Origin of the sequence: Moraxella sp. TY6 (assembly GCF_048551375.1) — a bacterium.
Taxonomy (GTDB): domain Bacteria; phylum Pseudomonadota; class Gammaproteobacteria; order Pseudomonadales; family Moraxellaceae; genus Faucicola.
Map to the genome: position 1 here is coordinate 1 of NZ_JBLYZJ010000017.1, position 23,472 is coordinate 23,472.

General features: G+C 39.8%; 19 protein-coding genes. 7 read left to right on the forward strand and 12 right to left on the reverse strand.

Annotation, left to right across the window (positions count from 1 at the left end):
* Window positions 1-358 precede the first annotated feature (358 nt).
* On the reverse strand, window positions 359-1,144 hold the full coding sequence (map, locus tag ACK1U4_RS10580) for a type I methionyl aminopeptidase (RefSeq protein WP_419401661.1): 786 nt from the start codon (window positions 1,142-1,144) through the stop codon (window positions 359-361).
* Between the two features lie 211 nt (window positions 1,145-1,355).
* Here map and msrB point away from each other — a divergent pair, with 211 nt between their 5' ends.
* The 3 genes from msrB to tsf all read left to right on the forward strand — a co-directional run bounded on the left by msrB (window position 1,356) and on the right by tsf (window position 4,033).
* Window positions 1,356-1,811 (forward strand): peptide-methionine (R)-S-oxide reductase MsrB, encoded by a 456-nt coding sequence (gene msrB, locus ACK1U4_RS10585; protein WP_419401662.1) that lies wholly within the window; start codon window positions 1,356-1,358, stop codon window positions 1,809-1,811.
* Between the two features lie 341 nt (window positions 1,812-2,152).
* Complete coding sequence (rpsB, locus tag ACK1U4_RS10590; protein WP_419401663.1) at window positions 2,153-2,929, forward strand: 30S ribosomal protein S2; 777 nt, start codon at window positions 2,153-2,155, stop codon at window positions 2,927-2,929.
* 225 nt (window positions 2,930-3,154) lie between these two features.
* Complete coding sequence (tsf, locus tag ACK1U4_RS10595) at window positions 3,155-4,033, forward strand: translation elongation factor Ts (protein ID WP_419401664.1); 879 nt, start codon at window positions 3,155-3,157, stop codon at window positions 4,031-4,033.
* A 67-nt stretch (window positions 4,034-4,100) separates the two neighbouring features.
* On the opposite strand, the gene ACK1U4_RS10600 is transcribed toward tsf, so the two are convergent.
* The 9 genes from ACK1U4_RS10600 to glyQ form a co-directional block, all read right to left on the reverse strand.
* Window positions 4,101-5,393, reverse strand: coding sequence for an O-acetylhomoserine aminocarboxypropyltransferase/cysteine synthase family protein (locus ACK1U4_RS10600; RefSeq protein WP_419401665.1), 1,293 nt, complete (start codon window positions 5,391-5,393; stop codon window positions 4,101-4,103).
* A 225-nt stretch (window positions 5,394-5,618) separates the two neighbouring features.
* On the reverse strand, window positions 5,619-5,999 hold the full coding sequence (locus ACK1U4_RS10605; protein WP_419401666.1) for a response regulator: 381 nt from the start codon (window positions 5,997-5,999) through the stop codon (window positions 5,619-5,621).
* Window positions 6,000-6,121: 122 nt separating this feature from the next.
* Complete coding sequence (locus ACK1U4_RS10610; RefSeq protein WP_419401667.1) at window positions 6,122-8,209, reverse strand: ATP-binding protein; 2,088 nt, start codon at window positions 8,207-8,209, stop codon at window positions 6,122-6,124.
* Between the two features lie 256 nt (window positions 8,210-8,465).
* Window positions 8,466-10,532, reverse strand: coding sequence for a glycine--tRNA ligase subunit beta (gene glyS / locus ACK1U4_RS10615; protein WP_419401668.1), 2,067 nt, complete (start codon window positions 10,530-10,532; stop codon window positions 8,466-8,468).
* Between the two features lie 26 nt (window positions 10,533-10,558).
* Entirely contained in the window at window positions 10,559-11,716 is a 1,158-nt protein-coding gene (locus ACK1U4_RS10620; protein ID WP_419401669.1) for an RNA-binding domain-containing protein, read from the reverse strand.
* Window positions 11,706-11,942, reverse strand: coding sequence for a hypothetical protein (locus ACK1U4_RS10625; RefSeq protein ID WP_419401670.1), 237 nt, complete (start codon window positions 11,940-11,942; stop codon window positions 11,706-11,708). The genes ACK1U4_RS10620 and ACK1U4_RS10625 overlap by 11 nt, the downstream gene beginning before the upstream one ends.
* 23 nt (window positions 11,943-11,965) lie before the next feature.
* On the reverse strand, window positions 11,966-14,233 hold the full coding sequence (locus ACK1U4_RS10630; protein ID WP_419401671.1) for a hypothetical protein: 2,268 nt from the start codon (window positions 14,231-14,233) through the stop codon (window positions 11,966-11,968).
* A gap of 6 nt (window positions 14,234-14,239) precedes the next feature.
* Window positions 14,240-16,033: a hypothetical protein gene (locus ACK1U4_RS10635; RefSeq protein ID WP_419401672.1), complete on the reverse strand. Its 1,794-nt coding sequence runs from the start codon at window positions 16,031-16,033 to the stop codon at window positions 14,240-14,242.
* A 6-nt stretch (window positions 16,034-16,039) separates the two neighbouring features.
* On the reverse strand, window positions 16,040-16,978 hold the full coding sequence (gene glyQ, locus ACK1U4_RS10640) for a glycine--tRNA ligase subunit alpha (RefSeq protein ID WP_419401701.1): 939 nt from the start codon (window positions 16,976-16,978) through the stop codon (window positions 16,040-16,042).
* A 295-nt stretch (window positions 16,979-17,273) separates the two neighbouring features.
* Between glyQ and ACK1U4_RS10645 the strand changes: the two genes are divergently transcribed.
* From ACK1U4_RS10645 to bioB, 3 genes are all read left to right on the forward strand, one after another.
* The gene (locus ACK1U4_RS10645; protein WP_419401673.1) at window positions 17,274-17,738 is read left to right on the forward strand and encodes a hypothetical protein; all 465 of its coding nucleotides are present in this window, start codon (window positions 17,274-17,276) and stop codon (window positions 17,736-17,738) included.
* A 157-nt stretch (window positions 17,739-17,895) separates the two neighbouring features.
* A complete protein-coding gene (locus ACK1U4_RS10650; RefSeq protein ID WP_419401674.1) occupies window positions 17,896-18,999 on the forward strand; it encodes a hypothetical protein in 1,104 nt (367 codons plus the stop codon).
* Between the two features lie 203 nt (window positions 19,000-19,202).
* Window positions 19,203-20,285, forward strand: coding sequence for a biotin synthase BioB (gene bioB / locus ACK1U4_RS10655; RefSeq protein ID WP_419401675.1), 1,083 nt, complete (start codon window positions 19,203-19,205; stop codon window positions 20,283-20,285).
* 96 nt (window positions 20,286-20,381) lie between these two features.
* Here bioB and ACK1U4_RS10660 read toward each other — a convergent pair whose 3' ends face one another.
* Both ACK1U4_RS10660 and ACK1U4_RS10665 read right to left on the reverse strand, forming a co-directional pair.
* Window positions 20,382-20,633, reverse strand: a complete 252-nt coding sequence (locus tag ACK1U4_RS10660) for a hypothetical protein (RefSeq protein WP_419401676.1) — start codon at window positions 20,631-20,633, stop codon at window positions 20,382-20,384.
* Window positions 20,634-20,963: 330 nt separating this feature from the next.
* Window positions 20,964-21,830: an RsiV family protein gene (locus ACK1U4_RS10665; protein WP_419401677.1), complete on the reverse strand. Its 867-nt coding sequence runs from the start codon at window positions 21,828-21,830 to the stop codon at window positions 20,964-20,966.
* A gap of 314 nt (window positions 21,831-22,144) precedes the next feature.
* Between ACK1U4_RS10665 and ACK1U4_RS10670 the strand changes: the two genes are divergently transcribed.
* Window positions 22,145-23,317 (forward strand): aminotransferase class I/II-fold pyridoxal phosphate-dependent enzyme, encoded by a 1,173-nt coding sequence (locus ACK1U4_RS10670; protein WP_419401678.1) that lies wholly within the window; start codon window positions 22,145-22,147, stop codon window positions 23,315-23,317.
* Window positions 23,318-23,472: the final 155 nt, after the last annotated feature.

A 23,472-nucleotide genomic window follows, 5' to 3' on the forward strand; every position in this document is an offset into this window, starting at 1 on the left:
CGTTCGGTGTGTGCGTATTATACGCTTTTTATATGGGACGTCAAGAGGTTTTTTATAAGTTTTTGAGATTATTTTTAATGTTTATTTTAAAGTATTGATTTTTAAAAATTTTACATCAATTCAATAAAAAGTTTATCTCTCACATTTTTGCAAATATGCTTGTATAAATGGTGCGTATGACGCACCTTACGATAAGATTAGCAAAAATAAAGGGCGTATGCGATACACCCTTATATAGTCGTTTAAACTAGAAATAAGACAGTTTTGTAGGGGCGTATTGCATACGCCCAGAATTTCAAAGCCTTATTTTTGATTTAATTCACTATATTGTTGGTAAGATTTTTATTGGTTTAGACAGTTATTGATTAAGAAAGCTAAGGTCTTCGTCTGGGCGTGTGGTGAAAACTTCACAGCCGTTGTCAGTGACCATTAAGGTGTGTTCCCATTGGGCAGAGAGTTTGCGGTCTTTGGTGATGGCTGTCCATTTGTCTGGTAGGATTTTGGTTTGCCAAACACCTTGGTTAATCATAGGTTCGATGGTGAAGGTCATGCCTGTTTTAAGGGTGTCGCCTGTGCCTTTTTTGCCATAGTGAAGGACTTGCGGTTCGTGATGAAATTCATCGCTAATACCATGCCCACAAAATTCTTTGACGATGCTAAAGCGTTCTGGTAGCACCACGGCTTCGATGGCGGCACCGATGTCACCCAGTTTTGCCCCATTTTTGACCACTTTCATCCCTGCATATAGTGCGTCTTGGGCGACTTTACACAGGCGTTGTGCCATGATTGAGCCTTCGCCAATAATCCACATTTTTGAAGTGTCGCCATAAAAGCCGTCTTTAATGACGGTAATGTCGATATTGATGATGTCGCCGTCTTTAAGGATTTTGTCGTCACTTGGAATGCCATGACAAACGACATGGTTGACGGAGGTACAGATGGATTTTGGGAAGCCGTTGTAGTTTAGCGGTGCAGGGATGGCTTTTTGTACGTTGACAATATAGTCATGGGCGATTTGGTTAAGGGTTTCGGTGGATACGCCTTCTTTGACGTATTCATCAAGCATAACCAGTACGTCAGCGGCAAGTTTGCCTGCAATACGCATTTTTTCGATGGCTTCTGGGTTGTTGGCAAGTGTTTTCATAAATGGCTAGGTCGTTTAATGAGATAAAAACCGCTATTGTACGCCTTTTTATGGGTTTTCTCAAAATTGATTACCAAAAACCTATAATGAGGGACATTGGCTTTTGGGCTTGAAGTGGGTATGTCGAGAATGATATGATGGCTAAGATAATTGTAAAATCAATCACTTATTTACCAATTCACATAAGCAGTCAATACAGCGAGAAACTACCATGATTCATGCCAGTGATTACCAAAAACCAAGCGAAGCTGAAATTAAGGCAAATCTGACCGATGAGCAGTATTATGTCACCCAACATAGTGGCACTGAGCGTCCGTTTAGCCATGAATATGACCACCAATTTGATAAAGGTATTTATGTCGATATTGTGAGTGGCGAGCCATTGTTTGCTTCTAGTGATAAATACGATTCGGGCTGTGGTTGGCCTGCGTTTAGCAAGCCGATTGACCCTGCGGTGATTGAGGAATATTTTGATGAAAGCCACGGTATGAGGCGTACCGAGGTGCGTAGCCGTGTGGCGGATTCGCATTTGGGTCATGTATTTAATGATGGTCGTCCAGAACTTGGCGGTATGCGGTACTGTATCAATGGGGCTTCGCTTCGCTTTATTCCGTTAGAGCAAATGGTGGAACAAGGCTATGAGGCGTTGGTGGATTTGGTGAAATAACTGTTTTGTCGAAAAAATAGCAGTAGCCTTCTCGACTAAAATTATGTTAAAATAGCAGTTTGTCATTTTATCTTTGTGATGAAGATGTTTGACAGATTGCTTTTTTTATCAACCAACATGACACACACATTACTACTTTCTAATTTTTCTTTATCTAAATTAATTATTTAATGGATAAGGCTAGATAAGAGTTAAACTGGGTGTTTGTAAATTTGATTAATTGATAGTTGGTGAATTTTATACTTAATAAAGTTTAACCCCTAATCTATCAATGCGTGTTTGCAAATCGGTTTAATCGGTAATGTGGAGGCATAACCCAACTTAATCTAAAGGAAATTTTCATGGCAAATGCTAATCCTACCCAAGTTTCAATGCGTGATTTATTAGAAGCTGGTGCTCACTTTGGTCACCAAACTCGTTTTTGGAATCCAAAAATGGGTAAATTCATCTTTGGTGCAAGAAACAAAATTCACATCATCAACCTAGAGCATACCGTAAAAGCGATGAACGAAGCATTGACTTTCGTTAACCGTGAAGCTGCTCGTGGTAACAAAATTCTATTCGTGGGTACAAAACGTGCCGCTAGTAGCGTGATTGCTGAACAAGCCACTCGTGCTGGTATGCCATACGTTGACCATCGCTGGTTGGGCGGTATGTTGACCAACTGGAAAACCATTCGTCAATCAATCACTCGTCTAAAAGATTACGAAAAACAAGCCGAAGACGGTACTTTCGCTAAATTGACCAAACGTGAAGCCCTTGAGCGTACTCGTGAAATGGAAAAATTAGAGCGTGCGTTAGGCGGTATCAAAAACATGAACGGCTTGCCAGATGCGATTTTCGTTGTTGGTGTTGACCATGAAGCGATTGCCATTCAAGAAGCCAAAAACCTAGGCATTCCAGTGATCGGTATCGTTGATACTAACTCTAGTCCAGACAATGTTGATTACGTTATCCCAGCCAATGACGATGCGATTCGTGCTATTACTTTGTACGTTTCTGCCATGGCGGATGCGATTATCGCTGGTAAAGAGTATGCCAAAACTACAGGTGGTAAAGCAGAGAAAGAAGCGGATGCCCCTGTTGCTGATGCTGAAACTGCCGAAGTTGCTGAATAACGATTGATTTGATCATCTTGATAACATGATACAAAAGACAGGCTATGTGTTATAAGGCTGTCATAAACATGCTGTATTATCCAGTGAATCTGTATCATTGATGCTATTATCTTAAACTAAATGGTGAAAATACATGAATTTTTGCCATTTAGTTTTAGTTTTTATATTGACTGATTTTTTAATTTTCCCTTTTAACACACAAAAACATAACCTCGAGGTATTCTCATGGCAGAAATTAGTGCAAAACTCGTAAAAGAACTTCGTGACCGTACTGGTCTTGGTATGATGGAATGTAAAAAAGCCTTGCAAGAAGCAGACGGCGACATCGAAACCGCAATTGATAACCTACGTAAATCAGGTCAAGCCAAAGCTGCTAAAAAAGCAGGCAACATCGCTGCTGACGGTGCTATCATCATCGCTCAAGAAGGTAACAAAGCCTTGTTGTTAGAAGTCAACTGTCAAACTGACTTCGTGGCAAAAGATGAAAACTTCACTGCCTTTGCAACCAAAGTGGCTGACCTTGCTCTTGCTAACAACACCACTGACGTAGAAGCCATTTCTGCATTGCCTTATGGCGATGGTCAAAGTGTTGAAGAAGCTCGTGTTGCTTTGGTACAAAAAATCGGTGAAAACATCCAAGTACGCCGTGCCGAAGTGGTTGAAGGTGCTAACCTAGCGTCATACCGTCACGGTCTACGTATCGGTGTTGTGGTGTCTTATGAAGGCGGTAATGAAGCGACTGGTAAATCAGTGGCAATGCAAGTAGCAGCATTCAACCCACTATCAGTCAACGAAGCTGACTTCCCAGCAGACGTATTGGCTCGTGAAAAAGACATCATCGAAGCCAAAGCCAAAGAATCTGGTAAACCAGAGAACGTGGTTGAAAAAATGATTACTGGCGGTCTACAAAAATACCTCAACGAAGTGACTTTGGTGAATCAACCTTACGTTATCGACAATGAGAAAAAAGTTGGCGATGTACTAAAAGCAGAAGGTATGACTGTTGTGAAATTCAAACGCCTAGAAGTTGGTGAAGGCATTGAGAAAAAACAAGAGAACTTTGCTGAAGAAGTTGCTGCTGCTCAAGCCGCTGCTGCTAAATAATTTTAGCTAAGTTAAAACATAAAAAAACGCCTCAAATTAGTTTGAGGCGTTTTTTTTGGGCTGGGTCTTATTTTGATGCTTGTAATGCTTGTTCAAGGTCGGCTTTGATGTCGTCAATATGTTCAATACCAATGGATAGCCGAATCATGTCTTCACTTACCCCTGCTTTGGCAAGTTCTTGAGGGTTTAGCTGACGATGGGTGGTGGTGGCAGGGTGACACGCTAAGGATTTGGCATCACCAATATTCACCAACCGTACAATCAGTTGCAATGCGTCAATGAATTTTGCCCCTGCTTCACGTCCGCCCTTGACACCAAAAGTTAGAATTGCAGAGGGTTTGCCATTCATATATTTTTGGGCAAGCTCATGCTCTGGGTGGTCAGCAAGCCCTGCATATTTGACCCAAGCTACTTGTTCATGGTTATTAAGGAACTCAGCGACCGCTTGGGCATTTTCACAGTGGCGTTCCATACGTAGGGCTAAGGTTTCTAACCCTAGCATGATTTGCCATGCGTTCATTGGGCTTAATGCCGCCCCTGTGTTACGCAGTGGAGCAACCCTTGCACGAGCAATAAAGGCAGCCTTGCCCATCGCTTCCACAAAATTCACCCCATGATAGCTGACATCAGGCGTGTTCAAAATTGGGAAACGGGCTTTATTTGCTCCCCAATCAAAATTACCACTGTCAATAATTACGCCACCCACAGACGTGCCAGAACCACTGATATATTTGGTCAATGAATGCACCACGATATCCACCCCATGCTCAAACGGACGGCAAAGTGTTGGGGTGGCAACCGTGTTATCAATGACCACTGGTACACCTTTGCTGTGAGCCAATTCGCTGATTTTGGCGATATCGACAATATTACCCAGTGGATTACCAATACTTTCGGCAAATACCAATTTGGTTTTATCATCGATTAAATCCACCAAGGTTTCTGGTTTGGTATGGTCAAAAAAACGCACTTCGATGCCTTGGCGAGGTAAGGCATGGGCAAAGAGATTGTACGTTCCGCCATACAAGGTCGAAACCGATACGATATTATCGCCTGCTTCACAGAGGGTTTGAATAGTGTAGGTAATCGCTGACATACCTGATGCCAAGCACAATGCCCCCACACCACCTTCAAGGGCGGTCATGCGAGCTTCTAACACAGCATTGGTGGGGTTCATAATGCGAGTATAGATATTGCCTGCGACTTTAAGGTCAAACAGGTCTGCCCCATGTTGGGTGTCATCAAAGGCGTATGAGCTGGTATGGTAAATCGGTACTGCCACGGCTTTGGTGGTCGGCTCTGGGCTGTAGCCTGCGTGAATGGCAAGGGTTTCTGGGCGGTGGTTGGTAGATTGGGTCATGTCTGTCCTTAACGTGGTATTTATTCAAATCTAATAACAAACCCAAAATTTAAAATCGTAGGGGTGTAATGCTTACACCCTGTTTGAGATGATAAATATTAGGCGTATGCAATACGCCCCTACTCTAATATTTATTGGATTTGCTAAAAACATAAAACCGAGTTTAAGGGATTTAAACTCGGCTCGCAAGGGTAATGGGTAAGATTTGTTAAGCTAATTTGGCATTTACTGAGTACGGTTACGCATATCAATGAGCCGATGTAAGGCATTACTTAATTCTTCTTCATTAAATGGTTTACAAATAAACCCCCTTGCTCCATTTTGCAGTGCCAATAATGCGGTTTCTTTATCAGATAATGCCGATACGACAAGGATACTCACGCCTGTGCCTTGAGCGATGATACGCTTGATACATTCAATACCATCCATTTGGGGCATGGTCAAATCCATAGTAATAAGGTCAGGCTGAGTTTTGGCGAATTTTTCGAGTGCTTCGACCCCATTGCTAGCGGTAGCGACAATTTGGATGTCACTCTCCATAAAGCTACGTTCAATACGATTGCGAATGATATTAGAATCATCAACAACCATTAGGCGGTACGACATACTTAATCCTTACAAGGTGTTTATAGTGAGTTCAATAGGAAAAATAACTATGAGTTTTGGGTGTATACAATACGACTCTACAAACCCATATTATTTCTAATTTAAAAAACTATACCTAAAACTTAATTTTGGGGAAATCGTAGGGTAAATTGGGTAAACTGATGAAACTTGGTATTAAGCCCTATTTTACCATGATGTTCGCTAATCAATTGACGGACGATATCCATGCCCATACCCCGCCCTGCATCTTCGTCTTGTTGTTCGGCAGTCGAAAGTCCTGAACTAAACATCAAGTTTACCAAGTCTTTGGGCTGTAACTGCTCGGCTTGTGAGGCAGTAATTTGCCCAATTTCGATGGCTTTATCACGAATTTTTTGCCAATCAATCCCTTGCCCATCATCCTGTATGCTGAGTTGATGCTGACCATCGACCGCTTGGAGTATTAACTCAATTTGACCCATACTAGGCTTACCCTTTGCCAAACGAGCCTCTGGCGATTCGATACCATGAATAATAGCATTTTTTATCAATTGAGTCGTAATATCTTTATACACCGCCATTTTTGCATCATCAATACCATTATTATCAAAGCCTATGACGGTCAGCTGTACCTGTTTTTGATGACGTTTGGCAATATCATCAGCATATTGAGTAAAATAATGTTGCCAATAGTTTTGTGTATGGCTTATCACCGATTTAATGATAGGTGTCTCGACTACCTTTGGACTAGCTGTATCATTGGTTGAATCAAGCTTGTGTTTATCAGAAGCATTTACCAATCCACTTAAAGACGCATTATCCAAATGCAAACGTTGCATCAATGACTGGATAAAATGAGTGATGTCCATCATTTCATCCAGTGCAATGGTGATTTTCAAAAAATCATTGCCTTTTAAGGTTGGTTGTTGAAGTAAGTGCTTGAGTTCGTTTTCTTGGCGTTCTGCCAAACTCACTAATACCCCTAATTTCATGGCAGAAGCATCACCTTTTAGGCTGTGCGTTTCTCGAAGCAAAGTACGCGCTTTAGCTTGTAAGTTATCGAAATCATTGACTTCGTGTTTTAGCACGCCATTCATACGCTGAAAGCGATGATGGGTTTCTTTAATAAATACTGCAAGCTGTTCAGGATTAGCGGTCATCAAATAGCTAATCATCTCAATCTGTTTATCGTGTTGCTCTTTATCTTTGAGTATTTGATTTTGTAATTTCACTTCATTAGTGACATCAACCACACTCACGAACACTTTACTCACTTCAGCCGTTGCTTCATTCATTACTCGTAAAAAATTAAACTCTAAGAAGCGAGTATCCGCAATACCTTGCTTATCCATATAAGTGGTAAGCACTTGTTTTAGTGGATTAAGGTCTTGAATCAAATCCTCAACTACCCAGTTATTATACAGCTGTTCAACAAACAACTTGGTCGTATCCAAGTCTTTTTGTGAAATCATTCCATTTAATAGCTCAAGTAAGGTACGCCCTGCAATATGTTTTTGGTGAATAATATCTTCCAATTTGTCCGAATAATTTTCACCAATAACCATATTTCTATCAATCAAAAATAGCCCTTCATTAACTGTCCGCATGATATCAGCGGTTTCTTTCTGAGCCTTTTCAACCGCACGATCAGTCTCATGCATACGGCGAAAGGTAAAATTGACAAAGAAAATCAGATAGCCAATCAATGCCAATAAGGTAAAAATCTGCAAATAGCGAGAATAACTCGCCAAACGGTAGGTTTCTTCCAGATAAGTATCATAGCCCACGTTCATCAAATCCCAAATCGAACCTTTTTGATCTTGGGCATAATTTGCAAGGGCAAGGCGGTCTTCGGCACGATTAGAGGATAACGCATTAATTTTTTGGCGATATACTTGCCAAATTTTGGCAAAATCCTCCATCGCTGTTTCTTTTTTCTCATAGTTATCAAGCTTTGCCATGTAGTCATCAAGCTCAGCACTATAATCTTGAATTTCTTTAGTAATTTTAGACAATTCAGCTTGGTTGGACTGGTCTACCAACGCTAAATGTTGTGAGGAGGTAGCAATCTGCAAAGTATCATCACTAATATTGCCAATAATATCCATATGTTCAGTGGCAATGGTAGAAGTTTTAGCGATGAGAAAGTTGGTCAAAATTAACAATAATAATGCGACAAATAGACCAATCAAAGAGTTGATTAAAATGCGGTATTTTTTACCCGCTATCATTGTTTTGAGAACCTGCTTATTTGCTAATTTTGAATTACCTTGTATATCATTTTCACCCAATTTTTCATTGCCTAGCATCGCCGATTACCTTGTTATAATAAAGGAATTAAACTAACCATTATAACGAGTAAAGGTGATTTTTTAAACGGTAGTCGAGACATCAGAATTTGATATTATCAGTTAGCTTATATCAGTTGATTAATTATCAATCAGTGCTTATCGTACTAATCCTGTAAATACTACCGTTTATCAAAGCCTAACCCTGCAACTCGCTAATATCAGCGACTAGCAAGAAAAGTCCTCTCACTTGCTGTAATAATGCCAAACGGTTATTTTTTAGACTCACTGCTTCGGCATTCACCATCACATGTTCAAAGAAATCATCTAAGGGTTGTTGTAATTGGGCAAGTGTCTGTAAAATACATTGATAATCATTGGCTTGCTGTAATGGCTCAATGGCTTGCTTGGCATCGACCACCGCTTGATATAGCACTTTTTCGGCATGTTCTTCAAGATAAGCGGTTTGTACCTCATGGGCAATCTCACCCTCAGCTTTTGCCAAAATATTGGCAACACGCTTATTGGCTTCTGCCAATTGTTTAGCTTGCGGTAAAGTGCGGAATGCTTGTACCGCTTTGATACGTTGGTCAAAATCCAATGGCACTTGGGGCTGAAGTTTTTGCACTGCCAAAATCGTATCCACGCTCACACCTTGGTCTTCATACATGGAACGGTAGCGAGAATTGATAAATTCCATCACTTGTTTAAAGGTATTGGGTAAATCTTCAATTTTGCCAACATAACCCAATAATGCCTGCTCAAGTAGCACGATAAGGTTTAGCGGTAGCTGTTTTTCAATCAAAATCCGTAACACGCCAATCGCCGAACGTCTAAGGCTAAATGGGTCTTTTGAGCCTGTTGGGGCTTGCCCAATACCAAAAATCCCCACCAAGGTATCCAAACGGTCAGCCAATGCCAATGCCGTGCCAATTGGGGTTTGGGGCAATTTATCACCGCTAAATTTGGGTAAATACTGCTCTTCAATCGCATCAGCAACGGCTTTCGGTTCGTTGTTAAGGCGAGCATAATACGTCCCTGCCACCCCTTGCAACTCTGGAAATTCACCAACCAAGGTACTTGCCAAGTCGGCTTTTGACAGCAAGCCTGCCCTTGCCGAATGCTCCACGTCCGCCCCTGTAAAGTTGGCGATAAAGGCAGAAAGTTTGGCAATACGCTCGGATTTTTCCCAAATTGTTCCCAGTTTTTCTTGGAAAACACGGTTTTTGAGGTTTTCGGTCAAGGCAAATAACGGCTGTTTTTGGTCTTGTAAAAAGAAAAACTCCGCATCGGCAAGGCGTGGGCGTACTACTTTTTCATTGCCTGCGATGACTTGGCTTGGGTCTTTGGACTGAATGTTGCTGATAAAAATAAAATAGGGCTGTAATTTGCCGTCTTTATCAGTCAAACAAAAATACTTTTGGTCAGCCTGCATGGTGCTAATCAAGGCTTCTTGTGGAACTGCCAAAAAGCGTTCTTCAAAGCTTGCTCGCAACGCCACAGGAAAATCAACCAAGGCGGTGACTTCGTCTAGCAAGTCCTGCGGTACAATAGCGGTTGCACCGACTTCATCAGCAAGTTTTTGGACTTGTTCAACAATTTGAGATTGGCGTTTATCAAAATCAGCAATCACAAACGCTTCTGCCAACAGGCTTTCGTAGTCGTCAGCGTGCAAAATAGTGGTAAAGTCTGGCGAGTGAAAACGGTGTCCACGAGTTTGATTGCTCGACTCAAAGCCTTGAATGGTGGCAGGAATGACCGCATTGTCTGCCATCAACACCACCCATTGCACAGGACGCACAAATTCGTCTTTACTTGCCCCACTACGCATACGTTTGGCAATTGGCAAATCATCAAGGGCTTTTTGGAAGATGGCAGGCAATAATTCGGTAGTGGCTTGCCCTTTGACGGTCAGGTTATAGCCGATATAGTCGCCTTTATCGGTGCTGATGGTGATTAAATCGTCTTTGGTGATGCCTAAACCTTGAGCAAAACCAAGCCCTGCTTTGGTGAGATTACCCTCAGCGTCATACGCCCCTTTGATGGCAGGGCCTCGTTTTTGTTCGGTGCGGTCGGGTTGTTGCTCGCTAATGCCTTTGATTTGCAGGGCAAGACGGCGTGGTGATGCGAAATTTTGCAAGCTATCGTATTGGATATTTGCGTCTGCTAGGGCGGTTTTGACGTTGTTAGTCAGTGCGTCACGCAGGGTTTTGAGGTTTTTGGGTGGCAACTCTTCTGTGCCAAGTTCAAATAAAATGGTGGTCATAATCTCTACCTTAATCTTTACTTTTATTAACTTAAATTTTTACGATAAATAATGGCTTTAAAACGGTTATTTTCTCTATCATCAATTAATTCAATATTGGGATATGCCTTCAATGCTCGTAAAATCCCACTGCCTAGCCCACGGTAAGGCAACACTTTACTGGCAAAGGAAGCCAAAATTGGATTACGAATATTCGAGTTACCCATTTTTATATTTTCAATGGTCAAATTATTGGGTAAATGCCCACTACTGATGATTTCGATACGATTCTGAAAAATCAGCAAATTAATGGGAGCAGAAATAAAATAATCACGATGAATCAATGCATTGGCTATCAGTTCCTCAAACACAATTTTGGGAATCTCTGGCTCGCCAATAGAATTGACACTTTGATTATTTTGCACATGGCGTATGTTGATTAAACAAAAACTTAATGCCTCGCTAAAAATATCTGCCAATTTACCTGTGATATCTCGACTGTCAATGTACTGCTCATCCGTGATGTCATTACCATAAAATGCCACCGCTTTTATCATAAACATGGGTAAGCGAATTTGTGGTTTTTTGGCAAATAACAACGTGCCTGCATAATTAAGCTGACCTTGGTGCATGAGATTCATGTTTTCGAGCAAGGTAGTCAAAGGCATGGCGGTTTGTTCTAAACTTTCGCCATAGGCTTTTTCAAAAAACTGTTCAAAATAGGCACTGTCTAAATCGTTAATACTGCTGTTTTTAACGACCAATTCATCTGCATGAACCAAGGCATTTTGCTGAAAAATGCGTTGCAACTCCTCACGAGCGACAACTTTACGTTTATCTGCTCCACTTTTGACATAAACGTGCAAATGCTTATCCATATAAGGCTTGCTGACCCCCTCAGCAATATGCACGACCATTACCATGCCTTGCTCAAAGTTGAAATTTTGCGTGGTTGGGGCGATTGGCGGTCGCATATGCTCGGTAGAGGCATTGGATACCAGTTGATTTAATCGGCTGATATCTTGGTTGTCTAGCCCTGCAATCGTGCCATCATCATTGACACCGATGAGAATGCGTCCGCCTTGACCATTACTCATGGCGACCATTTCTTGGGCAAGCGACTCCGAACGGCTGATATCCGCTTTGAATTGGGTTTGGCTGTCCTCGCCAAGGGCTATCAGCGTGAGTAAATCGTTAGTATCCATTGTTAATTTTGTCAGTTAATAAAAAGCAACTTGCTTTGTTTGCCACAACTAAACCATAAAAATATTCAATACCCATCATTGATAAATGGCGTGAAATTACGGATTTATCACGCCCATACATATCCGCCATTTGCTGTAAACTTAGCCAAACGGTTTCATTGTCAAAACGGACTTCAACTTGGGCTTCGACATTTTGAGTTTGATAAATTTCGATGGGATTAGTCATATTAATATTCTTACGCTCAATCATTAATTTTCTGCCATCTGCTCATGTCTTGTTGTTCTCTCATCGCTATTGGGTATTTTTCCACTACCGCAACTCGGACAAAATGTTATGTCATTCAATCTGTCATGTATAGGCATATAACCAATATTATCATTGCTATCATTTACACCAACTTTAACGATTCTGTTATTGTTACTTGGTGTATGGGTATGTCTCACTTCCGAACCATTATTAGCACAAAAAGATACTCGCCATTGGGTATTGCAATCTTGACACTTAGCATGAAATCTTGTACTTGGGTCAGTATTCTTCCAACTATACCCATTTTCTAATTGTTTTTGGTGCATAGACTTACCAACATCTGAAGCCACGTGCCTTTCATCACAATTAACCAAAAACTCCATCTCTTCATATAGTTCTCTACCACAATGCAAACAAAGACTTGTTAGTCCCATATGATAATGAAAAATAATCGTAAATAATCTACGAATATCTTTTGCCAAACTATTTGGTCGTAAAGTTAAAGAACCAAACTTGTGTAAAACCCTATTAACAATATATCTTTCTGTATCAAGCCCCAATGCTTCTCTAACCAACCGCTTAAGCATGAGAATACTATCGTTAGTTAAATGGTTATTATCTCTTAAAAATTCCTCTAAAGAGAACTCTCCTCTCCAGTTGAATTCATCACCCACATTGGGATGTAAAATCACACTCATATCAGGTGGAGAATTGACGTCAGCATGATATTTAAACATAGAAGCACCGATAATATCACTTAACATTATCATTTTATCTCGAACAACTTTAAATTTTTCTCCATCACTTTTATTTAAACAACTAACCACAAGCGAATTATAATCACTTCTATATCTTCTAGTATATTCCTTAAATTTGGCATCCAAAATTAATGAAAAGCTTTCTAAGCCATAGCATCTTTTAGGTGCAACAATATCTATTTTTATATCAGGTTTATATGAATGTCCATTATTTTGTTTCTTAGGAATAGATGGCTCATAATATAATGTAATCGTAATATTCTTTTCAGATATTGGTACAAAGTTATCATATTGTGCAAAAGGCTTTGATAATCTAAAAACACTTTGACTTGGTATTATTAAATTATCGTCTGCTAATGTAATGTTATTTTCCAATCTATCACTATCAGATAATGGCTTAAAACCTAATTTCAGCAAATTCTCATACAAAATCACCAAACACCAATGTTCATAAATGTTTGATAAATTATCAACATACCCACTAGAGTAAGCTGTAATGGTCTCTTGATATTGCTGAAAGGCTTTTAAAAAGTTTTCATCAAAAATCTTATAGTAGGCTTGTAAAATAGCACTATAGCCTTTTGACTTCATCAATTTTGTGGTAATTGATGGTGGTGCTTTTATTTTTAAATCAAACTTTTTAGCAAAGCTATTTGATTGAATGGTTTTTATTTTTGACTGTATTCTCTCTACGTCTTCTAATAAAACATTTATTTTATCTTTATCTTGCTGTTCCAATTCACTATCTTTTTTTTGATTGACATACCCATTCAAAAAATTATTTACTAGCCTTGGTAAAGTTTCATATACCAAATAACCTAACCATTTGTTTTCAGGGCTAAACTCATCATAAACTTTATCATAAGTTAGTGTACGTTTTTTATTGGGTTGTAACTTTCGCATCAGCAAATCTTTAGGTTTGTTAGACTTAGAGATATCACCTTCTTTTTTGACTGCTCTCATAGCTAAAGCAGGGTTTCTCTCAATGGTCTGTAAATTACCTTCCAATATCTCCAAAAATTGGGGTAGCTTTTCTAATAACTGCTCAAATTTACTGCCTTGTTTGGTATCAGTATTTGCTCCGATACGCTCACCATCAGTCAAGCTACTACCTTGTTGTACTTGTTGAGAAAAATCTGCATAGGTAAAAGAATGACAATTGAACACAATATTAGCAATTTGCTTTGCCATTTGTTCAAACTCATCTATTTTTAAAACTGAAGGTAGAATAATAATTTTTTCCTTAATATTACTACCATCTTTTTTCTTATAGCCAATGTACACCTCACCTACTGTAGGCTTAATATGCTCATTATAAGGCAATTGCCAATATTTTGTCTGATTACCATATTTATCAATATTGGTTAAAGTTATTTCTTGGCTATTTCTAAGACAGTATGGCTTACCTTCCATTTCTATATCTTCGATATGAATATTTAAAAACTGGTAAGCAACGAATTGCCAATCATCAGGATAATATGGTTTTTTATTCTTTCCTATAGTGATGTACATATGAAATTATCCACAGATATGTTGATAATCAACGAACTGCCCATCTTCAACTTTATTTAATTCAGCAATAAAACCATCAAATAAATCCGATTGAAACCCATCCAAAACATTATTGACCAATGAGATATTTGTTGACTTATCGGCTTTTGCAATCCGCAATCTTGGCAAAATTCGAGCATAAAAAAAGTAAGCATTTATTTCTTCGGATTTCTCAACGCCAAAAAAATTAGCGATTTTGTAAAATTCGATATAATCTTTTGCCACACGATTACTGATTGGAATAAAAAAATCTTTAACATTTTGAATATATGTGTCGTAAAATCTATTCCATGCTTCATGTGCTGGCTTATTTCGTTCTTTCAACGCATCAGAAAATGCCTGTATAGGGAAATTAACTATCTCTTCAATATCTTGATAGCTTGCTAACTGACCATTAAAGTCAGGGAACTTTAACATAAAAGAGCGGTCTATCATTTTTGGCGATAGGTTTTCTGTTGACCCATCAATATTCAATGTGCCACAGATTAAAGCATTTTTAGGAATGGCAATACTGGCACTTTCTTTTATTTTAGTAATTACCCTTTCATAAGCTACCTGTTTTTCCTCAGACAAATCGTAGTACATTTGGTATGTTGTAACAATTTCGCTTAAATCTTGTGAAAAGAGTCGAATCTTATTTTCGTCTTTATATCTATCATCAATAGATGATAAACAAGCAAGAACATCTGCTCCATAATTTTCAATACGAGCAATATTTAACTCATCTAGGAGTATCATATTGATACGATTATTGTCCTTCTCTTTAAGAAATCGCACAAAATCTGTGGCATGATATCGATTATTAATTGGGTCAAAATAACCAAGCAAATCAGACGCATCTAGCCAAGCAGGACGAACTGCAACCATGTTGGTTTTTCCACCCATTAGCCTACCAGTCTCTTTAGCAATTTTGGATTTTCCTGTACCAATATGACCAGTTAGCAATAAGAAACGCCCTTGAATAAGACTGGTAAATAGCGACAGTAAATAACAATGAATAAAATCATCAGATACGTTAAATCTGCCTTTTAATGATTTGGTGTACTTATTAAATAATGGCTTTGACTTGACTTTATTTAATGGTTCATCAGAAAAGTTAGGACGGCTACTTTCTACAATATTAAAATAAGGTTTTATTTGTTCTAACCATTGATTTTCTCCTAAAAAAAACTCTAAAGTATTCTTCTGTTCTTCGAGTTTAAGGTTAGCCTCCTCAAGATTTTTAATATTCTTCAAAGTATTAATATCATTAATAATAATTTTGAAATCTTGTGATTTTTGATTCAAGTCATTTTTTAAACCAGCTTGCTGTTCTTCAAGTTGTTTTATATAATCAACTAAGTTTGTTTTTTTTATTTCCTCTTGTTTAATTTCAAATTTCTTTTCTTCTAATAGTTTTAGAGTGTTAAATAATCCTAACTTTTCATTATATTCAGGTGAACTAGTTTTTTTGATAAAAATGCAACTTCTTTCCTTTTTATCAATATTTTCATCTATCATGCCTGTATCAAAAAATTGATTAATTAGTTTTCCTTTACAACTAATTAACAAATAATCACCTAATTGTAAAGAGCCATATTCTTTTTTATCATCATTTTGTTCTAGAAAAATATTTTTTTTGCTATCTCTTGTAATACTATCACTAATATTTTTAGACTCTTCTAAGAAAAATCTTACAAATTTGAATTTATCACTATTCAAAACCACACGAGCTGGTATCTCATAAGTTTTATTATCTTCAAAAAAATTATCGTTATCCATGTAAAATTAATTCCCTTTAGAGTTATCATTAGGCAACCACTTTTCTAACGCCTCCGCTTTATGAGCCTCATCTGCTAGTGGAAAACCCAATTTCGCACGGGCTTCAACATAACTTACCGCCACTTTACGAGCCAAGGTACGCACTCTGAGAATAAAACGCTGACGCTCCGTCACCGAAATCGCCCCACGAGCATCCAATAAATTAAACGTATGCGAGGCTTTGAGTACCATCTCATACGCAGGCAACGGCAAATTCGCTGTTACTAATTTATCCGCCTGTTCTTCATAAAAATCAAACAACTCAAACATCTTCGGCACATCAGCGTGTTCGAAGTTATAGGTCGATTGCTCTACTTCATTTTGGTGGAACACATCGCCATAAGTCACTTTACCAAACTCACCATCCGCCCAAACAAGGTCGTAAACACTATCCACGCCTTGAATATACATAGCAAGACGCTCAAGCCCATAGGTAATCTCACCTGTCACAGGGAAACACTCGATACCGCCAACTTGTTGGAAGTAAGTAAACTGGGTCACTTCCATGCCATTAAGCCACACTTCCCAGCCCAAGCCCCACGCACCCAATGTCGGTGATTCCCAGTTGTCTTCGACAAAGCGGACATCATGGGTCAAGGTATCAATCCCCAAGGCTTGTAACGAGCCAAGGTATAATTCTTGAATATCAGGTGGATTGGGCTTTAACACCACTTGAAATTGATAATAATGTTGTAGGCGGTTGGGGTTATTGCCATAGCGTCCATCAGTGGGACGGCGTGACGGCTGAACGTAGGCGGCGTGCCAACGCTCTGGGGTCAACGCACGCAAAAAAGTCGCTGTGTGAAACGTCCCTGCTCCCACTTCCATATCGTAGGGTTGTAGCACGACACAGCCTTTGTCTGCCCAGTAGTTTTGTAGGGTTAAAATAATTTGTTGAAATGTCATCATAATTGAGTACCAAAGAATGAAATATAAAGGGTTAAATCAAAATCAGCAACCTAAAATTCCCACCATTATAACCGCTAAATTAGCCAAACTGCGATAGCTTTTCGCAAAATTGGCATTTTTATTCACCAATCAAGACAGTAAGCAAATATTAAAAAACTAAACGTCAGTGGTTGTCGTTTTGTCGCTGATTTGGGGTTTTATTTTAGCCAATATACCGCCATAATACCCCTTGTTACCACACAGATTATAAAATATAAACCATTGATTTAGTTATGGTTATTAGAGGTGTATTATGCCAAATGTTCATACTTTACTATTAGCTGTATCCACCAACACGCCTGCCCAACAAGGGTGGGTATTGGGCTTGTTGTTGCTATTATTATTGGGGGCATTGCTGTTGGGATTGGCATTGTCACCGTATCGTTATTTGATGGGGTATTTTGGGATAGGCTCACTGTATTGGTGCGGTGTGGAAGGCTTGAACTGGCTGATTGTGCATCTCTTTGCTGGGCAAGTCGACAATAGCTATGTGATTGCCTTTGGTTTATCTTTATTACCTTTATGTTGGCTGTTACATTGGCAACCGGACTCGCCTCACAAAAAAGCCAAGAGAAATAACCGCACCAATGTCCGCCAATCATCCCACTTTACCCATCATTGGGTCGGCTCACGCCCTGTGATTTTGGACAAAGATACCAGTTTTTATCAAAACCACGTGCGTCATACAGCGGTATTTGAAGGAGAATGTCATTCTTAATCTAATTCATCCAACACTACACAAATGCAACTAATTGTTTACAAAAAATTGTGTTAGCAAAGCAAATGCTACGGTAACAACCATGATTACCTTGTATAATGCCCTATGTTAAGTACAGTTTTTTCACTTATTATTGTTTACTTTAGAGGATGTCGCTATGTTATCACAATTGACCCAAATTAAATCTGAGCCATTGGATGTGATGTTATTTGCTATTGGTGTGCGTTTGTCACAATTGGCAAATTCAAATGATGAAAAATTCAAAAGCCTATTAGAAAACCGCAGTTTTACCATTCAAATGGGCAGTGAAGCCGAACAGCATTTCCGCCATTATAAAGTTGACCACGGCAAATTTGAGCAAATCGCTGGCAAAGCCGAAGACCCGACCTTGAGCATTACCTTCAAAGATGCCATGACAGGGGCAAAACTCCTATCAAAAGGGGAAGCCACTGCCTTTATGACAGGCATTCAAAATGGCGACCTAAAAATGGCTGGCGATTACTCGCTGTTGATGTGGTTTAACCAAATTTCAAAATTTATCGTGCCTAAAGTGCCAGAACCACTAAAACCTGTCGTTGAGCAAGCCAAGCCATTACTAGAAAAAGCCATGCCAATCGCTCAGGGCTTGTGTGCCAAAGTCGCAGGGCTATTTGGGGCAAGCAGTGTCAGCAGTTCAAGTGCCAAAAGCAAATACTTCAATGACAGCAACACGCCAAAAGATGTTACCAACGCTGGCGAAAGCAAATTGGACACTTTAAAAGCCAAAGCCACTGAACTCAAAGAAGAAGCGGTCGAAAAATTTGACGAAATCAAAACCGAAGCCAAAGAAAAACTTGATACGCTAAAAGATGAAGCGGAAGAAAAACTGGCAGAAGTCAAAGAAACTGTCAATGAAAAAACCGCTGAATTAAAAGACAAAGCTCAAGACCTTGAGCATCAAGCTGAAGAAAAATTGGCAGATGTCAAACAAGAAGTCAAAGATACCGCTGTAGAAAAAGCAGAAGACGTGAAAGAACAAGCGGAAGATGTTAAATCACAAGTAGAAGCAAAACTTGAAAATACAAAATCCGATGAAATTCGCCCAGATAACGTGTTTGCCAAATCTGTTGATAATGAAAACTTAACCCCAGCCATGCGTAAATCAGCAGAAATCGAAGCCAAACACGCAGACGAAGAAGTCATCGCTGAAGATGTCATCACCAAAGCGGTAAAAGATGATAAATCACCGATTACTAACATTACTGTCACCCGTGCTGAATAATCAGATTATAGGTTTAGCAATGTTTGATAAAAAACAATCACTTTAGGTGGTTGTTTTTTTTTGCTATGATGATACCCATTTTCTCATTTTAATCCCTACTCATTATATTAGGCATAATACTTTGACTTTTTGGGCGTATGCAATACGCCCCTACAAGCGGTGTTATTGCTAATTTAAATGACTATTTATTGGAACATTTTGTCATGGCAGACCTACTCAACATTCAAGAACCCACCGCCACAGGTATTGGTTTAACCGCCACTTCTACAAACACAAATACTCGCCCTAGCCGTGAGCAAATCCAAGCATGGTTTGATTTGCCCTTGATGGATTTATTGCTACTGGCTCAAAACAAACTGCGTGAGCATTTCCCACCCAATAGCGTCCAAGTCAGCACCTTATTATCTATTAAAACAGGCAACTGCCCAGAAGACTGCGGTTACTGCTCGCAATCAGGTCACCACAGCACCGACCTGCAACCCGAAAAGAAAATCGAAGTGCAAAAAGCCATCGAAGAAGCCAAAAAAGCCAAAGAAAGTGGCTCAAGTCGCTTTTGTATGGGGGCGGCGTGGAAACACCCCCACGAGCGAGATATGCCGTATGTGGTAGAACTGATTAAAGAAGTGAAGGCGTTGGGGCTAGAAACTTGCATGACGCTCGGTATGCTGACAGGCAACCAAGCCCAAGTCTTGGCAGAAGCAGGGCTAGACTACTATAACCACAACCTTGACACGTCACGAGATTATTATTGCAAAATCGTCAGCACACGCAGTTATGATGACCGCCTTGATACCCTTGATAACGTGCGAAAAGCAGGCATTAACATCTGTTCTGGTGGCATCATCGGCATGGGCGAAAGCCGTGATGACCGTATCAGCCTATTACATGAACTTGCCAATTTACCCAAACCACCTGAATCTGTGCCGATTAATATGCTTGTGCCGATTGAGGGAACACCGATTGCCGATGAGTTGCAAGGCACTCGTCTACCTGTGCTGGAGTGGATACGCACGATTGCAGTCACTCGCCTCGCCTGTCCGACCAGTTATGTACGCATTGCCGCAGGGCGTGAGGGCTTGAGTGATGCTGAGCAAGCCATGCTATTTATGGCAGGGGCAAATTCGTTCTTCTATGGCAATCGCTTACTGACCACGGACAATGCCACCACCAACCATGATGATAAATTGATTGCGGATTTGGGATTGACGGTGGAAAAAGCCGAGCCAAAACAAATCCCAGTCACCAATGCGATGACTGGGCGGATTGGAAGTTTGGCGGTGGTATAAGTATCAGAAAAATTTTAAACTATACTCTGATTTTACGTGGGTTACCCTTCGCTAACCCAGGACAATTTTGGCACGGTTTTGTTGGTAAAAATATGATTACTCATAGCCACTTGGGACATTTTTTAGAGTGTCTAATTTGCTGATAGTTTTGGCTTTTGGATTGCATTGAATTTCGACATGTTTTTGATTGGCTAATTCGACATTTACGCCACCATAATATTCTTGTGTCATGGTGTCATAGGCATGATTAACATTATAGACGGTATCACCATTACGGATATCAACCGAATACGCTATCGCTCGCCCTACACCTTTCCAGTTGTAGTATCGAGCGTCTTGGCGTGGCACTTTTAAGGTGATTTCGGGTTTGCCGACTTTGCCATAGCTGTATTGTAGTGTACTACCATTGTCGATGAGTTGAATTTGCTTACCAGTGGTAGCTTAACATTGAAAGATTGTACCTGCCATTGCCGATTGACTCACTGCCAATGCACCGAGTGCCAATAGACTGGATAAAATTAATTTTTTCATGGACTTACTCCTGTTAATTAAAAATAATATCAAACCCAATAAATATTGTATTGTAGGGGCTTATTGCATAAGCCCAATATTTAAAATATTCAATAGGGCGTAAGCATTACGCCCCTACGACTTTAATTTTTGGGATTGGTATAACAATCACTCTGGTTTATTCCAATTATCATCATCAAACTTGTCAAAGTTCTGATTCAAATACGCATCTTTAACAATGCCTTTTAAATCTTTTTTATCAATATTTAATATTGCAAAGCCTATCGCATAAGCCCCTAAGCTGTAAGGGTTATAGCTAAAAGTCATGCCTTGTGGCGTGAAATAAAAATTATCGTTCAACTCAAATTTCCACGTTTTTTGATAGTCGGCAAATGCTTGTTCGGTCAATTTATCACCATTTTCTACATAAGATTTTTTCACCCAATTTTTAAACTGAGCAAAAACCAATTTTTCCAATGCCGTTTTCTTGCTTGGGCTGACCAAAATATCATCTACTTTTAGCTGTTTTTGTTTTTCTAAATCAAACACATAAAATCCCATTGATGGCATACCATGAGGTCCACCACCGTATTCATAGCCTTCTTGGCTGATTTGTACTACCTTAGGCGAAGTAGATACCAACTTCACCAATGTTGATGTATCACTTTGATTGAATTGGGTATTTTTTTTATCTTGCAAATATTCATACGCATATTCTGCATCTTCATCAAAACTGGCACGCATTTCTGCCTGCTCTGCCTCGGTCACAAAGTTCTCATTGATGACGTTATCAATAAACGGATAATTGGTTTTGACAAGGTCAATATCGACACGCATACAATATTCGTTATCCGTTCTATCTTCTTTTGGCAAAGCGTTGTAGCGTTGTTTACACAAAGCATCTAATTTTGGTGGGATTTTGTAGTCAAATTTGACGGTTTGAAACGCAAATGGGGTGGGTTTTGCCAAAACAGCTTGGCTAGATAGCAGGCTAAAAGAGGCTAAAATTATTGATGTTAATAGGGATTTTTTCATATAATGACTCCAATTGAATATTTTTGGTAGGCAATATTTACAAAGGCTGATTTATAATCTAAAGTTTATTGGGTGTAAAATAAAACTTTAGTATATGCCTTTATTTTTTTAGCGACAATCTATTTTGATGCACAATATTGGTTAAATGATGGGGCGAATTGGGAATTTAGCGGTTATTTAATTTTGACAAACGGTTAGTTAATCGCTAATATTGACAAATAACCCTCCCTTTACACTGTCATTTAGTTGGCGATTGCTTAGGGCTAAAAAACCGCCTTGATTGGCGGTTTTTTAATATCAAACGGATATTATCTATGCTCACCCACTTCCCCCTCACCCAATCCTTAACCGAACAACGCCAAAGCGGACGTTACCGCTCACTCACGAGTATTACCAGCGGTGTCACGCCCGCCATAGAAATTGATGGTAAAACGTATGTGAATTTCGCCAGTAATGACTATTTGGGCTTGGCAACCGACCCTTATTTGGTGGATACATTCAAAAATACCGTGGCAGAAATCGAGCAAGTCGGCAGCGGTGCATCCCACCTGATTACAGGGCATAGCGTGTGGCATGACGAGCTTGCCCTTACCCTTGCCGAAGTCACAGGCTATGACAAAGCCATTACCTTTAGCACAGGCTACATGGCGAATGTCGGCGTGATTCAAGCGTTATGCGGGAAAGATAGCGTGATTTTTAGTGATAAACTTAATCATGCCTCGATTGTGGATGGTGCTTTACTTGTTCAAGGGCTAAGTCGTGCCAAAGTCGTGCGTTTTCCGCACCGTGACTATGCCCATTTGGAACATCAACTGCAACAAACCACCGCTACGCAAAAACTGATTGTCACCGACCATGTATTTAGCATGGATGGGACGTTTGCGGATTTGGATAAGTTGCATGAACTGGCACAACGTTATGAATGTGCCTTGATGGTCGATGATGCTCATGGGTTTGGTTTGCCGTATCAAGCCTATCAAAACCATACTAATACGAGCAAAGCCGATATTTATATGGGAACATTTGGCAAGGCGATTGGTACAAGTGGGGCGTTTGTCGCTAGCTCGCATGAGTTGATTGAGTATTTAATCAATTTTAGCCGTGCCTTTATTTATACCACTGCCCTACCGCCTATATTGGCAAAAGTCACGCAAGCGAGTGTTAAACTCACCCAAAGTGACCTTTCTCGTGCTGATAAATTATTAAGTAATATCAAACAACTAAGCGAAGGTTTAAATGCTCAAGGTTGGCAAGTCGGTATTGATGATGAGTTACCCACAACCGCCATTATTCCTGTGTTGATTGGCGATAATGACAAGGCGGTAGCTTTGGCTGATAAGTTAAAATCGGCAGGGTTTTGGGTATCGGCAATCCGTCCGCCCACCGTGCCTGTGGGAACGGCAAGGCTACGGTTTTGCGTGAGTGCTAGTCATAGCTCTGAACAGATTGAGCAATTGCTAACGATTATGGCAAGTTTAGCCCAATAGCCACCCAGCGTTGTTACGCTAGCGTTACCTAAAGCTACCAAATCATAGCAGTGCATTGGCTTGGCTTTTGGGTATAATTGGGCAAAAATATTTACTTGGGAGGATTCCATGCGTCATCACAGTCATAGCAATCATTATAATAAACGCCTTACCAC

What these genes read in the sequence shown, in the direction of transcription:
- map (WP_419401661.1), bottom strand. Translation starts at nt 1,144, where the DNA reads ATGAAAACACTTGCCAACAACCCAGAAGCCATCGAAAAAATGCGTATT.
- msrB (WP_419401662.1), top strand. Translation starts at nt 1,356, where the DNA reads ATGATTCATGCCAGTGATTACCAAAAACCAAGCGAAGCTGAAATTAAG.
- rpsB (WP_419401663.1), top strand. Translation starts at nt 2,153, where the DNA reads ATGGCAAATGCTAATCCTACCCAAGTTTCAATGCGTGATTTATTAGAA.
- tsf (WP_419401664.1), top strand. Translation starts at nt 3,155, where the DNA reads ATGGCAGAAATTAGTGCAAAACTCGTAAAAGAACTTCGTGACCGTACT.
- ACK1U4_RS10600 (WP_419401665.1), bottom strand. Translation starts at nt 5,393, where the DNA reads ATGACCCAATCTACCAACCACCGCCCAGAAACCCTTGCCATTCACGCA.
- ACK1U4_RS10605 (WP_419401666.1), bottom strand. Translation starts at nt 5,999, where the DNA reads ATGTCGTACCGCCTAATGGTTGTTGATGATTCTAATATCATTCGCAAT.
- ACK1U4_RS10610 (WP_419401667.1), bottom strand. Translation starts at nt 8,209, where the DNA reads ATGATAGCGGGTAAAAAATACCGCATTTTAATCAACTCTTTGATTGGT.
- glyS (WP_419401668.1), bottom strand. Translation starts at nt 10,532, where the DNA reads ATGACCACCATTTTATTTGAACTTGGCACAGAAGAGTTGCCACCCAAA.
- ACK1U4_RS10620 (WP_419401669.1), bottom strand. Translation starts at nt 11,716, where the DNA reads ATGGATACTAACGATTTACTCACGCTGATAGCCCTTGGCGAGGACAGC.
- ACK1U4_RS10625 (WP_419401670.1), bottom strand. Translation starts at nt 11,942, where the DNA reads ATGACTAATCCCATCGAAATTTATCAAACTCAAAATGTCGAAGCCCAA.
- ACK1U4_RS10630 (WP_419401671.1), bottom strand. Translation starts at nt 14,233, where the DNA reads ATGTACATCACTATAGGAAAGAATAAAAAACCATATTATCCTGATGAT.
- ACK1U4_RS10635 (WP_419401672.1), bottom strand. Translation starts at nt 16,033, where the DNA reads ATGGATAACGATAATTTTTTTGAAGATAATAAAACTTATGAGATACCA.
- glyQ (WP_419401701.1), bottom strand. Translation starts at nt 16,978, where the DNA reads ATGACATTTCAACAAATTATTTTAACCCTACAAAACTACTGGGCAGAC.
- ACK1U4_RS10645 (WP_419401673.1), top strand. Translation starts at nt 17,274, where the DNA reads ATGCCAAATGTTCATACTTTACTATTAGCTGTATCCACCAACACGCCT.
- ACK1U4_RS10650 (WP_419401674.1), top strand. Translation starts at nt 17,896, where the DNA reads ATGTTATCACAATTGACCCAAATTAAATCTGAGCCATTGGATGTGATG.
- bioB (WP_419401675.1), top strand. Translation starts at nt 19,203, where the DNA reads ATGGCAGACCTACTCAACATTCAAGAACCCACCGCCACAGGTATTGGT.
- ACK1U4_RS10665 (WP_419401677.1), bottom strand. Translation starts at nt 21,830, where the DNA reads ATGAAAAAATCCCTATTAACATCAATAATTTTAGCCTCTTTTAGCCTG.
- ACK1U4_RS10670 (WP_419401678.1), top strand. Translation starts at nt 22,145, where the DNA reads ATGCTCACCCACTTCCCCCTCACCCAATCCTTAACCGAACAACGCCAA.